Origin of the sequence: Paenibacillus sp. Y5S-9, assembly GCF_036894235.1 — a bacterium.
Classification (GTDB): domain Bacteria; phylum Bacillota; class Bacilli; order Paenibacillales; family Paenibacillaceae; genus Paenibacillus.
Map to the genome: position 1 here is coordinate 1,193,932 of NZ_CP145887.1, position 14,539 is coordinate 1,208,470.

At 46.3% G+C, this 14,539-nt stretch carries 13 protein-coding genes; 9 read left to right on the forward strand and 4 right to left on the reverse strand.

Annotated elements, in window-relative coordinates; translation table 11 throughout:
* Positions 1–3: 3 nt before the first annotated feature.
* The 3 genes from V6669_RS05250 to V6669_RS05260 are packed head-to-tail and all read right to left on the reverse strand — an operon-like array spanning position 4 to position 2,278.
* A complete protein-coding gene (locus tag V6669_RS05250) occupies positions 4–1,350 on the reverse strand; it encodes an arsenic transporter (RefSeq protein WP_253505941.1) in 1,347 nt (448 codons plus the stop codon).
* Positions 1,351–1,488, reverse strand: coding sequence for a hypothetical protein (locus V6669_RS05255; protein WP_161799422.1), 138 nt, complete (start codon positions 1,486–1,488; stop codon positions 1,351–1,353).
* Positions 1,489–1,540: 52 nt separating this feature from the next.
* Positions 1,541–2,278 (reverse strand): hypothetical protein, encoded by a 738-nt coding sequence (locus tag V6669_RS05260; RefSeq protein ID WP_338591417.1) that lies wholly within the window; start codon positions 2,276–2,278, stop codon positions 1,541–1,543.
* A 345-nt stretch (positions 2,279–2,623) separates the two neighbouring features.
* Between V6669_RS05260 and V6669_RS05265 the strand changes: the two genes are divergently transcribed.
* The 4 genes from V6669_RS05265 (at position 2,624) to V6669_RS05280 (ending at position 8,161) form a co-directional block, all read left to right on the forward strand.
* Positions 2,624–3,676 (forward strand): CotH kinase family protein, encoded by a 1,053-nt coding sequence (locus tag V6669_RS05265; RefSeq protein ID WP_338591419.1) that lies wholly within the window; start codon positions 2,624–2,626, stop codon positions 3,674–3,676.
* A gap of 245 nt (positions 3,677–3,921) precedes the next feature.
* Positions 3,922–5,730 carry an ABC transporter ATP-binding protein gene (locus V6669_RS05270; RefSeq protein ID WP_338591421.1) on the forward strand — a complete coding sequence of 603 codons (1,809 nt, stop codon included), beginning with the start codon at positions 3,922–3,924 and terminating at the stop codon, positions 5,728–5,730.
* Positions 5,711–7,549: an ABC transporter ATP-binding protein gene (locus V6669_RS05275; RefSeq protein ID WP_338591424.1), complete on the forward strand. Its 1,839-nt coding sequence runs from the start codon at positions 5,711–5,713 to the stop codon at positions 7,547–7,549. The genes V6669_RS05270 and V6669_RS05275 overlap by 20 nt, the downstream gene beginning before the upstream one ends.
* A 276-nt stretch (positions 7,550–7,825) precedes the next feature.
* Positions 7,826–8,161 carry a hypothetical protein gene (locus V6669_RS05280; protein ID WP_338591426.1) on the forward strand — a complete coding sequence of 112 codons (336 nt, stop codon included), beginning with the start codon at positions 7,826–7,828 and terminating at the stop codon, positions 8,159–8,161.
* Between the two features lie 97 nt (positions 8,162–8,258).
* Here V6669_RS05280 and V6669_RS05285 read toward each other — a convergent pair whose 3' ends face one another.
* The gene (locus V6669_RS05285) at positions 8,259–9,863 is read right to left on the reverse strand and encodes a bifunctional UDP-sugar hydrolase/5'-nucleotidase (protein WP_338591428.1); all 1,605 of its coding nucleotides are present in this window, start codon (positions 9,861–9,863) and stop codon (positions 8,259–8,261) included.
* 273 nt (positions 9,864–10,136) lie between these two features.
* Here V6669_RS05285 and V6669_RS05290 point away from each other — a divergent pair, with 273 nt between their 5' ends.
* The 5 genes from V6669_RS05290 (at position 10,137) to V6669_RS05310 (ending at position 14,323) form a co-directional block, all read left to right on the forward strand.
* Positions 10,137–11,120, forward strand: coding sequence for a phosphate/phosphite/phosphonate ABC transporter substrate-binding protein (locus tag V6669_RS05290; RefSeq protein ID WP_074093727.1), 984 nt, complete (start codon positions 10,137–10,139; stop codon positions 11,118–11,120).
* A gap of 177 nt (positions 11,121–11,297) precedes the next feature.
* Positions 11,298–12,095, forward strand: a complete 798-nt coding sequence (gene phnC / locus V6669_RS05295; protein ID WP_211081919.1) for a phosphonate ABC transporter ATP-binding protein — start codon at positions 11,298–11,300, stop codon at positions 12,093–12,095.
* Entirely contained in the window at positions 12,092–12,943 is an 852-nt protein-coding gene (gene phnE / locus V6669_RS05300; protein WP_282319250.1) for a phosphonate ABC transporter, permease protein PhnE, read from the forward strand. The genes phnC and phnE (V6669_RS05300) overlap by 4 nt, the downstream gene beginning before the upstream one ends.
* Positions 12,940–13,746 carry a phosphonate ABC transporter, permease protein PhnE gene (gene phnE / locus V6669_RS05305; RefSeq protein WP_282319249.1) on the forward strand — a complete coding sequence of 269 codons (807 nt, stop codon included), beginning with the start codon at positions 12,940–12,942 and terminating at the stop codon, positions 13,744–13,746. Before phnE (V6669_RS05300) ends, phnE (V6669_RS05305) begins: the two co-directional genes overlap by 4 nt.
* 316 nt (positions 13,747–14,062) lie before the next feature.
* On the forward strand, positions 14,063–14,323 hold the full coding sequence (locus V6669_RS05310; RefSeq protein WP_338591441.1) for a hypothetical protein: 261 nt from the start codon (positions 14,063–14,065) through the stop codon (positions 14,321–14,323).
* Positions 14,324–14,539: the final 216 nt, after the last annotated feature.

Below are 14,539 nucleotides of genomic sequence, written 5' to 3' on the forward strand. Positions count from 1 at the left end.
CTCTCAATAGAGAATAGATGTCCAAATATATAGTGAAATTAGGCTAACAATTAGACTGATTGGTATCACAATAAAGGTAACTTTCATATACTGTTTCCAGGAGATTCGAATATGATGGGTCTTTAATATATACATCCAAATTAACGTTGCCAAGGTGCCAATAGGCGTCAGCAAGGCTCCGATATCACTTCCCAGAATGTTCGCAAGATATGCAAGATGCAGTTGAGATTCACTTAGTGGAAGATCTGTAACAGCAAAGGTCCCAATCATGACGGAGGGCAAATTATTGAATAGATTGGAAAGCAGAGTGAGCATTAACCCCGACACAGCAATGATGCTGGCATTTCCTCCTTCTATTATAGGTTTCATCCACTGAATGATCCAAGCGGTCATGCCTGCGCGGTGAAGACTATCCACAATAACATAAATGCTGAAGGCAAAGAGTAGAATGTGCCAAGGCGTTTGTGTTATCACATCTTTGAGTCCAGTCCGGGTGCGATACCAACGCACAGCGAGCATGAGAATAACACCAGTGATTGCAACTACCTCCATGCGTATACCGACTTGCTCAGCTAGAAAATATCCTGCACGGATAAATACAACGATACCTATACAGACACGGAACAGCCACCAGTCTACTTTATTCTCGGATTCAGTTGTCTGCAGCGGATGATATCCTGAACCTGATGAAGACTGCAGGGATATAGGGAAATGATGAATAACTTTGGGAATACTTCTGCGAAAATAATAGAATAGCAGTACAGTCATCACCATGATCGCAAGCATGGATGGCACAAACATCATCTGAGTATAAGTATTCAGATTTAAGCCAACCATTTGCAGAGCAATCAGATTAGCCAGATTACTAAGTCCAATTGGCGCACTGGAAGCCGTAGCGATTAGAGCACCGGAGATCAGGTAGGGCAACTGTTGATGCATTTTCAGACGAAGTATAGAACAGATTCGAATAATAATCGGAGTTGTGATCAGAATACTGCCATCATTATTGAAGAAGATGGTCATGAGAAAACAAAGTAATAGAATTAGCCAGAACAATCGAAAGCCGGAACCTCTCGCTTTCTCAATCATATTCAAAGCGATCCAGCGAAAAAAACCGATGCTATCTAGAATAATCGACATGACTATGGTAGAGAGAATTGTTACGGCTGCACCAGATACGATCCCGAAGATTCCAACAATGTGAGCATAGCTGCTCACTCCAGTTAAAATAAGAAGAAGGGCGCCAAGCGAGGTGGGTATAGATTCATTCAATCCGCCAGGACGCCACATCAGGAAAATGACAGTGATGATAAAGACCCCGAAGGTTAACCACAACTGGTAGTCAGGCATTTACTGTGATTCACCTCCCAGGGGGAGAAGTCCTGACGAAGCCTGAAGCAGATGTTCATGGGATGGAGTGGGCCTTCCCGGTGCAACGATCCAGTAAAAAGGCACACCAATCAAGACTAATGCGACGAAGATCAACATGATAATTCCCCCCTTTAAGCTGGTAAATAACTTAGTTTTCAGTTTATTTCAGTTACTTCTTTTTACCGCCGGATTTGTTGCCACGGGACTGGTTGCCTTGATTGCCTCGCGACTTGTTACCACCAGATTTATTTCCTTGGGATTGGTTGCCTTGAACTCGTTGCCCCTGAGAACGATTGCCTTGGTTGTTCCGTGACTTGTTGCCGCCGGACTTATTACCCTGGGATTGGTTCCCTTGAGCTGCTTGGTTCCCTTGAGAACGGTTGCCACGCGACTGGTTGCCTTGAGCTGCCTGATTACCTTGGGCTGCTTGGTTCCCTTGACTTGTATTACTACTGTTATTGTTATTGTTGTTGTTGTTGTTGTTCCCACCACCACGTACGAGGGATACAGATTTCACATGTTGCATCGGAATACGAACAATCTCTTGATTTTTCAAAGCCATGATCAATTGGTTCTGATTGGCATCGGCCAGGATGCCTTCCACTTTTTCAGGTCCTCCCCGGTTAATCTGAACACGGCGGAAGCGGAGTGCTTGCATAACGCCCAGAAACGTGTTGGAAGGAATAGGGTTCCCCATGGCTGCATTTCGGTTACCACCGGAACGGCCTGTATCTGTTATGCTTTTGACATGTGATTCATTAACGTAGACAATCCCTTCTTTGCAGTTCATCGCCATGTAGTCCCAGCGTACGTCCGTAAGTGTACCTTGTACTGAATCAGGTCCTCCCCGGTTAATCTTAATCTCTCTTCCCAACAAACTTCTCATTCCTTGACCATTCATAGACATTGTGTTTGACCCCTTCCATGATATAAGTTCAGATGGACAAAAATGGTGGATGTAATTATGATCCCTTCCATTCGTCATTCGTGTCTGTCTGTAGTTTAAGCATATGTGACATGCCTCTTGGAGGGACTAGCCAGTTAACTATATTTATACTATTTTGGCTATAATCTATTAGAATTTATGTATATTTATAGATTAATAACTCGGTTTTTCCGCATTATGACAAGTGAGTTTGGATGTGATAAGTATCAGCACTGTGCATTCGCCCGTACGACTTTCTGTGCATCTGCATAGGATGATGTAAGAGCCTACGGGCGAATCTTACAGGTATTCGAAAGGCGGATGGAAATGGCTCTACCTGTCTACCATATCAGCTTGTCTCCAACCGAATATCAACAGTTAACGTCCAATATATGGTCAGAGACGTTTGTGAACAGCACGATGCAGATGGACGGCAAGCCGTTTCCGATCCGGCTTCGATACCGGGGAGGACATACACGCGGTTATCCCAAAAAATCATTTGAGGTTCGTACATCCAGCCGGACATATCATTTTAATGCGGAGTATGATGATCCTTCGTTGCTTCGCAATGCACTTTCTTTTCGTTTTTTTGAGTCGATTCGTGTACCCGCACCGTCTACACAACACTGTGTACTCTATCTGAACGGGCAGCTTTTGGGTGTATACCTGCGGATTGAAGGGGTGAAATCCTTCTTTTTTCGCCAAAGGAAAATCCCTGTACGCAGTATCTTCTATGCAGTGAATGATCATGCTGGTTTTACAGTAAATTCGGATAACTCCTCAACAAGTACCGATCTATTGTCCGGTTACAGCTTAATTCGGGGCAAAGATGTGGATCGCACAAGGTTGCGTAACTTTATTCAGCAGTTGAACACCAAGTCCAGGCTGGAATTGTTTCGTTTTTTACAGTCGAGGGTGGATACGGACAATTATTTACGCTGGTTAAGTGGAGCTGTGCTCACAGGGAACTTCGATGGATTTCATCAGAATTACACATGGTATGAGAAAATCAAAAGTGGGAAATACGGTATCCTGCCTTGGGATTATGAGGGTACTTGGGGGAGGAACTGTTATGGAACACGAGTTGACCCCAATCTTGTTCGTATTCAGGGGTATAACAGACTTACCGGACGATTGCTGGCATTCCGCAGTTTCCGTCAACAATATAAGAAGCTGATGCGTCAGCATCTGATGAATGCTTTTACAGAGAAGCGAATTATGCCCTTGGTGAATCGATTGCACAATGAGATTCGTGAAGATGTCTACAAAGACCCTTACATGAAATGGCCCATGGATATATTTGCAGGTGAACCGGAAAGAATTCGCGAATATGTGGTGAAACGTCGGGAGCATCTAAGTGAAAAACTACGTCAGCTGTGAGCACTTAACTAGCGTGGGGAAGGGAGACCTTCCTTTTTTTACTGCCAAAATGATGAGAAGTTTATTGTATTGGGAAAAGTAGGGTAATAAGAATAGAAGCGGCATTGTAAAATACGCTATAATAACCATATGTGTACATAGAAATGATTACATATTGGACGCTGTGGAGAAAACAACATGTCTAATGGAGGCTCTGAGCTGGAACGTGTTATCGGTTTAGGGTGCTCCGAGCCGGAGGAATGCTTATGATCAAGCTGTTGTACTACTTGAAGAAGTACCGAGTTGCCGCGATTGCAGCCCTGGTCATGATGTTAATTGAGCTTGCGGTGGAGCTGGCTCAGCCTTATCTGATCTCCAAGATCATTGATAACGGCATTCAACAGGGAGACTTATCTGTCGTCTGGTTATGGGGTGGCGTGCTGGTCGGCAGTGCAGTTGTGGCTTTTGCTGCCGGAATTGCGAGTTCGTTCTTTGCATCCCATGCGAGCTTGGGGTTCGGATACGATCTGCGGGAGAAGTTGTATGAGAAAGTGCAAACGTTCTCTTATGCTGTCTTTAACCGGTTCGCGACATCGTCCCTGATTACCCGATTAACGGGGGACGTGACCCAGGTTCAGGACACCGTCTTCATGAGTCTGCGATTCATGACACGTGTGCCCCTGGTGGTGATTGGTAGCATGATTATGACAGTGATCGTGAACCCGAGGTTGGGTCTGCTGCTGGTTGTCATGGTGCCTGTACTACTCATTGTTGTAGTGTGGATGATCAAAAAGGCAGCGCTGCTATTCCGCAATGTGCAGCGCAGACTGGATGCCGTCAATGGAGTCATCCAGGAGAATCTGACAGGCATTCGGCTGATCCGTGTTTTCGTACGGATGGGCCATGAGATTGAACGTTTTGCCGGATTCAGCGGCAAGCTGATGAAAGGCACTATCTCCGCGCTGCGCCTGACGGAGACTACGATGCCTTTCATGCTGCTGATGATGAACGTTTGTATCATCGCCGTGTTATGGTTTGGACGAGTCGACATTGCCTCCGGTAATGCAACCGTGGGTGAAGTGGTCGCCGTCATTAACTACCTGCTTCGCACAATTGGCGCCATGTCTGCGTTGTCATGGATTCTGGTAACTTTCTCAAGAGCAAGCGCTTCGGCGCAACGACTGAATGAAGTGTTTAATACGGAGGATACATCGGAGACTGAACAGAATAATGCAGTATCAGCGTCTATACCATCTGCTGGATCTGTGAAATCTTCGCATTTTCCGCAATCTGTATACCCAGCGAAGAAACAGCGCGCTGTGCAGGGAGCGGTTGAATTCCGCAGTGTAGGCTTCAGTTATCCGAATAGTGAAATTACAGTACTGGATAACATCACATTCACGGCAAAAGCGGGGGAGCGTATTGCCATTATGGGAGCAACAGGCTCAGGCAAATCTTCGCTGGTACAGCTTATTCCGCGTTTATACACAGAGGATCAAGGAAAGGTACGGATTGATGGTGCCGATGCATCAGAGCTGGATCTGTCCATGCTGCGTGGTGCGATTGGTTATGTGCCTCAGGAGGTTGTCCTGTTTACCGGTTCCATTCGGGAGAATATTGCCTGGGGTCAGGAAGATGCTACCTTGGATGAGATCGTGGAAGCCGCGAAGCGCGCGCAGATCCATGAAACAATTGAGAATTTACCAAACGGTTATGATACATTGCTGGGTCAACGGGGAGTGAATCTCTCCGGTGGACAGAAGCAGCGACTTTCCATTGCACGAGCACTGGTACGTAGACCAAGAATTCTGATTCTGGACGATAGCACGAGTGCGCTGGATGTGGCTACAGAAGGCAGACTGCTCGATGCGCTGGAGGAATTGTCGTGTACCACGTTTATCATCACCCAGAAGATCAGTTCAACCACTTCGGCGGACCTGATTCTGCTGCTTGATGATGGACAACTCATTGGACAGGGAAAACATGAAGACCTGATGGAATCGTCAGAGCTGTATCGTCGAATCCATGAATCACAATACGGGGAGGGTGCACAGCATGTTCAAAGCATTCATTGAGCCTTTCCGTCAGCCGCCACCGCCGATTGATCCGGAGACGTTACGATCAGGTGGTGGTCGTAAACCCAAGGCACGGGCGAAGAACTGGTCAGGTACGCTAGGTCGTATCTGGACCTATCTGGCACGGCGCAAGGTTAAGCTGTCCATGGTACTGTTGATGGTGTTTGCCAGTTCCGCACTCGCTTTGCTTGGCCCTTACATGGTAGGGGTGGCCGTGGATGATTTCATCGCGGGTGAAGCCGGGGCAAGCTGGACTCGGTTTCTGATTGGATTAACCGCAGTGTATGTCTTGTTCTCTCTTACATCCTGGTTACAAAATATATGGATGATCGAAATTGCACAGGAAACCGTGTTCCGCATGCGGTATGATCTGTTCTCCCATCTGCACAAATTACCGATTCCATTCTTCGGTAAACGCCAGCAGGGGGAGATTATGAGCCGGGTAACCAATGATATCGAGAATGTCAGCGGTACGTTGAACAGCTCGGCCATCCAGATTTTTTCGAGTGTATTAACGCTGCTCGGAACGTTTGGGGTTATGCTCTGGCTCAGCCCGCTGCTGACCCTGCTTACCTTTATCGTTGTGCCTTTGATGGCCATCGGTATGCGCTGGATTACGCGCAGAACGGGACCGCTCTTCAAGGAGCGGCAGCGCAATCTCGGTGAACTTAACGGTTACATCGAAGAGACTTTATCCGGGCAGCGGATCATTAAGGCATTCTCCCAAGAGGAGCGGGTGATTCGCGGTTTTGAGGAACGGAATACCCGCATCCGGATTTCCGGTTTCTGGGCACAAACGATCTCTGGTTTTATCCCGAAACTGATGAATGGATTGAACAACCTGAGCTTTGCGATTGTGGCGGGCATTGGTGGTATACTGGCGATTCAGGGTTCGGTTACGGTCGGGGTGATTATTATCTTTGTGGAATATGCCCGTCAATTCACCCGTCCGCTGAATGACCTGGCGAACCAGTGGAATACGTTATTGTCCGCGATTGCGGGGGCTGAGCGTGTATTCGAGGTGCTGGATGAAGATGAGGAAGCGAAGGATGAAGGGGCAGCGGTATCTCTGGACAAGGTAGAGGGAGCCGTTCGTTTCGACAAAGTATCCTTTGGATACGATGAAGGACGTAACATTTTGAATGACATCAGCTTTGAAGCCAAACCGGGGGAGATGATTGCCCTTGTGGGTCCGACCGGAGCGGGGAAAACAACATTAATTCAGCTATTATCCCGTTTCTATGATCCGACAGGTGGCACATTAACGGTAGATGGACGTGATATGACCACCATTCGACGTGAGAATCTGCGGTCACATATGGCATTTGTACTACAAGATTCATTTCTGTTTCAGGGCACGATTCGGGAAAATATTCGATTTGGCCGTCTCGATGCGACGGATGAAGAGGTAGAAGCAGCCTCCCGGCTGGCGAATGCCCATTCCTTCATTGTGCGAATGAAGGACGGGTACGACAAAGTGCTCCAAGCCGACGGGAGCGGCATTAGTCAGGGGCAGAAGCAACTACTCGCCATTGCCCGGGCAATCTTGGCAGATCCATCCATACTCGTACTGGACGAAGCGACGAGCAGTATTGATACTGTTACGGAGATTAAAATTCAGGAAGGGCTGCAACGTCTGATGCAAGGCCGTACCAGCTTTGTCATTGCCCACAGGCTGAACACGATCCGTCAGGCCGACCGAATTCTGGTGCTGAAAGATGGGCATCTACTAGAGCAAGGCTCGCATGATGCGCTGCTGGAACAAGGCGGTTTCTACAGCGAGCTGTATTACAGTCAGTTGCGTAAGAAAGCGCAGTAGTCATTTTGGATAATAAGTGATATGTATTAGAAAAAAACTTGTAGGTATGTAAAAAGAGCAGGGATGAGGGCATGATGCTCCTCACTTCTGCTCTTTTGCATATTTTATTGAATAAACGTGGGAAATGGAACTGTGATTGTATGTTAAAATAAGGATATATTGGAATAGGTCCGTTTTTGGAAGGTTACCAGCGGTTTTGAAGCATGAGAATGAATTTTTACACGTATGCCTGTAGTCAGTCATGTGTTGCATTAAAAGAGAGGAGGGCAATGCGGAATGGAATTTAAATTTGGGAATGCTGCTCTTCTTTTTCCCCCTTTACACATTACGATTATCGCAATCATTATTATTTTCATTCTAGTAAGGTGGAGCAAGCAATTAGAAACAAGACGTTTTACGGTTTTCTTTTACTTTTTGATTAGTACGTTCATTACTCCAATTTATTCTCAAAGTACAACAAATGGTGTCTTTGAGCTATGGATCCCCGCAGGGTTTATTTTGGTTTTCTTATATTTGATTCGTAGCGAAAGAAATCATCCATCTAAAATGAAAGCGAGTATCTTAGGATTTTCAATAGCAATATATCAGTTAATCCTTCAATATGTCGGATAACGGGACAGTACAGGATAGGATAATTCAACAAGAACAAGTAAGTAATAGGTTGAAAACAAAAGAGCAGATCCTGATCACAGGACCTGCTCTTTCTCATTTAACTTCCAATAACTTTCCAGTTATCCGCCTGCTCCACCGTTAACGGTTGATGTCTGCGGATGTAATTCTCCACCAGTGCGGCCATGTCCGTGGCACCTTCGTGCAGTACCTTTTTGCCCGGATACATTGCATAATCCCCGCCGCCAGCAGCACGGTAACTGTTCATCACCACAGAGTACATGCCATCCATATCCATTGGCTTGCCTTCACGTTCCAATTTCACAACTCGACTGCCCACAGGTTGGGAGATATCCAACTCGTATTCCATGCCAGCCCACATATCGTAATTATAATGTTGGGGTTTGGGCTCCATATAAGCCGGATTGACTGCCACCTCGCCAGAAGCATTCACTTCAAAGTAACGAGCCGTTTGTTCCAGTGCCTCCCGGATATCCTGACCACTCAACTCCAGCACCGTCAGAGTATTAGGATAGATGAAGTTGGATAACACGTCCCGAACGGTGATGTGACTCCCGAAACCGCGAGCTTCTTCACTCAGCATGGCGGTATTGGAGAGCTGCGCTCCAGTCGCTTCCATCTGCACTTGATGTACAAAAGCAATGAAGGGATGTGCCTTGAGTCGCAGAGCCGTAGCATTGGTGATAGATAAATCCCCAGCCACCTCACCAATAGGTTGATCGAGCCATGCTTGAGCCTCATTTTCTACCTCATCCGTCAGTTTCAAGACCGTCGCATCAGGCTCAACTTCACTATGTTCATCCAGAAGTAACAACCGAGCCTTCTTATCTGTAATCTGCCATTTCCCGCCCGATGATTGTTCCAACTGAAGGGATACATGCCCCGCACCATTTCCACTGAATCCCGGCTGAATGACGGTTACACCATGAATATTAGCGGTAAGCTGACGATGCTGATGTCCGGTAAGCAACACATCGATGCCTTCGATGTCCCGGCAGATGGCATAACCTTGATTTTCTCCAGTTAACCGTTCGGTGGGCTCGCCTGTCTCCAGATCACTCTCAAATCCGCCGTGATAACTGACAACCATTACATCTGGTTGTTCATGCTGATGGATATAGCTAACCCATTCACGAATCGTCTCCAAGGCATCAAGGAACTGTAACCCCTCAATATTTTTCGGGTGCTCCCAGTTCGGTATGTAGTGCGTAGTTGCGCCCAACAGGGCTACTTTGATGCCTGAAGACAAGGTTTTGATTAGATACGGAGGACCGAAGGCAGGTACGTCTGGTTGCTCATCTTTTACAATATTGGCAGACAGCCAAGGGAAGTTGGAAGCTTCAACTGCTCCGCGCAACAGATTCTGACCATAGTTAAACTCGTGATTTCCCATCACCGCAGCATCATAACCCAGTTCATTAAGTACTGTTATGAATGGATGTACTTCGTTTTTGGAAACCTGTGAAGCTGCATAAGAGGCCAAGGGTGATCCTTGCAGCAGGTCCCCGTTATCTACCAGCATCAATTCAGGTGAACGTTCACGTTCCTTACGAATCAGGGAAGCCAGCAGGGCAAGCCCAGCCGGGCGGTAGGCATTGGTATTGTAATGAATGGGACGGATCGCACCGTGCAGATCACTGGTATACAGAATATCGAAGCTTGCCGTATGGTTTGTGGATGTCATTTTACAATCTCCTCTAATATATAAGTTCAGATATATGGAATTACCATAAAACGGAGAAGAATGAATAGCCTGAAGAACCGAAGTATACGCCGTTATCTCCGATGTTCTTCTTATATCTTCAACCATAATGAGCCTATTCTAACAGATACAAGTCGCGCTGACAGCCTGACAGGAAACTTTACAAAACTCCAAATTTCGTTTCACATCGCGCTAATATTTGGCAACTATAGTAGATAAGTACTGAAAAATAGAAACTCTTTGGAGGGTGTTCGTTTGAAGAAGTCTGCTTTATTTTTACCATTGTTGATTTTGGTTCTGTTTCTGAGTGCTTGTGGGTCTAGCAGTAGTACAACAGGTTCGGCTAACGGGGATAATGCGAGTTCTAATGCATCCGGTACGTCTACGGCAGAGACAGAGAAAGCTGTCGAAGGTTATGTGCCAACTGAATTGACGGTTCAATTTGTTCCTTCCCAGAACGCAGATACGCTTGAAGCCAAAGCGAAACCGCTGGAGAAGCTGCTTGGTGACAAACTGGGCATTCCGGTAAAAGTCAGCGTATCCACCGACTACAACACAATTATTGAAGCAATGGCTTCCAACAAAGTAGACGTAGGTTTCTTGCCTCCGACAGCTTATGTACTGGCTAAAGAAAAAGGCGCTGCGCAGGTTATCTTGCAAGCACAACGTTTCGGTGTAAATGATGAGACAGGTGCTCCAACCGAAGAGTTGGCGGATTCCTATAAATCCATGTTCATTGTAAAAAAAGATTCTCCGATTCAATCCATCGAGGACCTTAAAGGTAAAAAAGTCGCTTACCAAAACGTAACGTCTTCCGCAGGTTATGTATGGCCAGCAGGTCTGTTGCTGGACAGAGGCATTGATCCATTAAAAGATGTAACACCTGTAACGTTGAAAGGTCATGACCAAGGTGTTATCGCTGTATTGAACGGTGACGTTGATGCAGCAGCTATTTTCCAAGATGCCCGCAACACGGTAGCTAAAGACTATCCGACTGTATTTGAAGATACACGTGTACTGGCGTTCACTGAACCTATTCCTAACGATACCATTGCCGTTCGTACAGACATGAATGCAGATTGGACTGCGAAGATCAAACAAGCCTTCATCGATATCGGTAAAGATACTGAAGGTCACCAGATCATCAAAGAAATCTATACGCATGAAGGTTATGTAGAGTCCGATGATAGCAAGTTTGAGATCGTTCGCCAGTATGGCGAAAAAGTGAAAGGTGAATAATTTTGATCCAAAAGTAGTTCGGGATCTGTTCACTTTGTAGTCGCTTTCTTGGATGGGAACAGCTTAATCGTAGCAATGGACAGGCCAGTTCAGCGTGATCTACGCTGCGCTGGCTTGTGCCATTATAGCAAGGACTCATGTATGGTTGATCATTATGAATGAAAGAAGGATATTGTCATGATTGAGCTTCATAACGTTACCAAAACTTACGCTAACGGCACCAAGGGCCTGGATAATATTAATCTGAAATTTGAGCAGGGTGAATTCATTGCTGTAGTGGGTCTGTCCGGTGCAGGTAAATCAACACTCTTACGCTCCATTAACCGACTGCACGACATTAGCGAGGGCGAGATTCTGATTAACGGAAGTTCCATCACGAAGGCACAAGGCAAACGGCTGCGCATGATCAGACGTGACATCGGCATGATCTTCCAGAGTTTCAATCTGGTGAAACGGTCCAGTGTACTACGTAACGTACTCGCTGGGCGGGTTGGATACCATTCCACCATGCGTACCATTCTCGGACGTTTTCCAAAAGAGGATATTGAACTGGCATTCGGCGCCCTGGACCGCGTGAATATCTCCGAGAAAGCCTATTCCCGTGCAGATCAGCTATCGGGTGGACAACAACAGCGTGTGGCTATTGCCCGTGTACTGGCACAGGAAGCAAAAATCATTCTGGCCGACGAACCAGTTGCTTCACTTGACCCGCTTACAACAAAGCAGGTTATGGATGACCTGAAACGCATCAATCAGGACCTTGGGATTACGACCATCGTCAACCTTCACTTTATTGATCTGGCGAGAGAGTATGCGACCCGTATTGTCGGATTGCGAGCAGGCGAGGTCGTATTCGACGGTCCGGTGGAAGAAGCAACGGATGAGCGCTTTGCAGAAATATACGGCAGACCGATTCTGGCTGACGAATTGCTGGACAAGCAGGCTGTACATGAGCAGGGAGAAGTTGTGGTATGAAGGGGCAGTCCAACGTTCCACTTCAGAATTCAGGCGGAGTAGGGAAGGGACCTGGTTCCAGCGCGGCTCAGGTTGTAAATCGCCCAAAACCACCTGGGCGTACGAAACATTTGCTCACTTTAGTGATCATTCTGCTCCTTCTATGGGCCAGTGCCAAACAGACGGATGCCAGCTTTACGGAGTTGTTTGAAGGTTTTCCCAACATGTTGGATCTGCTAAAGGAAATGTTCCCACCCCGTTGGAGTTACTTTGATAATATCGTGCAAGGCATGCTGGAAACGATCCGAATGGCCCTGATTGGGACAACCATTGGTGCGATTATTGCGATTCCCGTCTCGATCATCTGTGCTGGTAACCTGATGCCAAGTCGCTGGATTTACTATCCGGCGCGCTTTCTGCTGAACCTGATTCGGACCGTGCCAGATCTGCTGCTTGCTGCTTTGTTTGTTGCTGTGTTTGGTTTGGGGCCCATCCCCGGAATTTTGGCACTGGCTGTGTTCTCGATAGGTCTGATTGCGAAGTTGACCTATGAGACGCTGGAAACCATTGATCAGGGGCCACTGGAAGCGATGACGGCTGTTGGTATGAACCGGATTCAGCTCATTGTATATGGCGTGGTGCCGCAACTGGCTGCCCAGTTCACATCCTATGTGCTGTATGCCTTTGAAATTAATATACGTGCTGCTGCCATTCTGGGACTGGTGGGAGCCGGAGGAATTGGACTCTATTATGAGGCCACACTTGGATTCCTGGAGTATGACAAGACAAGCGTAATTATTCTGTTTACTCTCGTCATTGTCCTGGTCATTGATTATGTAAGTACTAAGCTGCGGGAGAAATTGCTATGATGAAAAATGAAACAAGCCGTATCCGGCCTAAACCACGGAAGAACCCGCTTCGCTGGGTCATTGTGTTACTGCTGATCCTTGTGTATGTCTGGGCGCTTGCCGGTGTACCATTTACTGGTTTCAAGGAAACAGCCGCTCAGATTATGAAGGCCATTGTAGCCGGGATTTTCTCACCGGATTGGAATTTTGTATATTTGCCTGAAGGAGAAGACTTGCTACGAGGATTGTTGGACACGTTGGCAATCTCCGTACTAGGTACTGTAATCTCGGCCGTGCTCTGTATCCCGTTTGCATTCTGGTCTGCCCGTAACATGAGTGGGCATCGTTCCATCTCGGGTGCAGGCAAAATGGTACTTAGCTTTATCCGCACGTTCCCTGAGATTATCATGGCCTTGTTGTTCATTAAGGCAGTAGGTCCCGGATCGTTTGCAGGGGTACTCGCCCTTGGATTGCACTCCATCGGCATGTTAGGCAAATTATACGCGGATGAAGTTGAAAATATTGACTATGGCCCATCTGAGGCGCTGCTTGCCTCTGGAGCCAATCGCATGCAGCAGTTGTGGTTTGCCATCCTGCCGCAGGTTATGCCTGGTTTCCTGAACTATACGTTGTATCGTTTCGAGATTAATGTACGTTCCGCAACCATACTGGGTGTAATTGGAGCAGGGGGGATTGGTACACCGCTGATCTTTGCATTAAGTACCCGAAACTGGCCGCGAGTAGGTATTATCCTGTTGGGTATTATCGTGATGATCACGATTATCGACTTGATCTCGGGGTATATTCGTAAGAAGCTGGTGTAGAGTTAATGTGGCGCTACGAATATATTAGATGATAAAGTAAGATTAGATGATAGCGTAAGAAGAGAGGGCTATTCGGTGCCAGAATATGGGCAGGGATAGTCTTTTTTTGTGTCTGCGAATAAACAACGGTGCGTTCTTGTTGCTCAGCTAACTTTTGAGGAATAAGAGGTTTCTAAGAATATTTTTAAAGATGATTGAATTATTTTCCATATACATGTAAGATTAATAGGTTTCTATATAAAGGGAATTAAGGATATTAATCAATACTCCTCCTAGATACCAATAAAAGAAGTGAGTTTTTAAAGGAAGGTGAACTATGGAATTATTTTATTTTATATGGATTGGGTTTATGGTACTCCTACTACTATACAGAATGATCTTTCAGAAGTTTAAAAAACATAACAAAGAAAATATTGGGCTCAGTGCAATCCTGATTATTTTCACGGGAAGCAGTTATACATTTACACAGATGAACTTGATTTTTGTCATTAGTGTCATCGCCGTCGCCGCTTATTCTGCTGTATGGAACAGCATTCTATTTGTTAGAAATGGATATGAGCCGGAACGTTTGAAATGAACAGGCGCTCTGCATCGGCGATAAAGAATTTAAACAATGTAGCATAGCCTTGCGGGAACTGGGCTAAGGAACCTGAGAGTCCCTATTTAGCCTCATAAGGCACCACTGGAATTCTAACGAATCGTAGTGGCGCTATATGTTGCATTTTGTCCGATTTGATCCTTTGGGAACTGAAATGTTGTTCAATAGCGATGCTGAGGTTCGTTAGATTTTGGA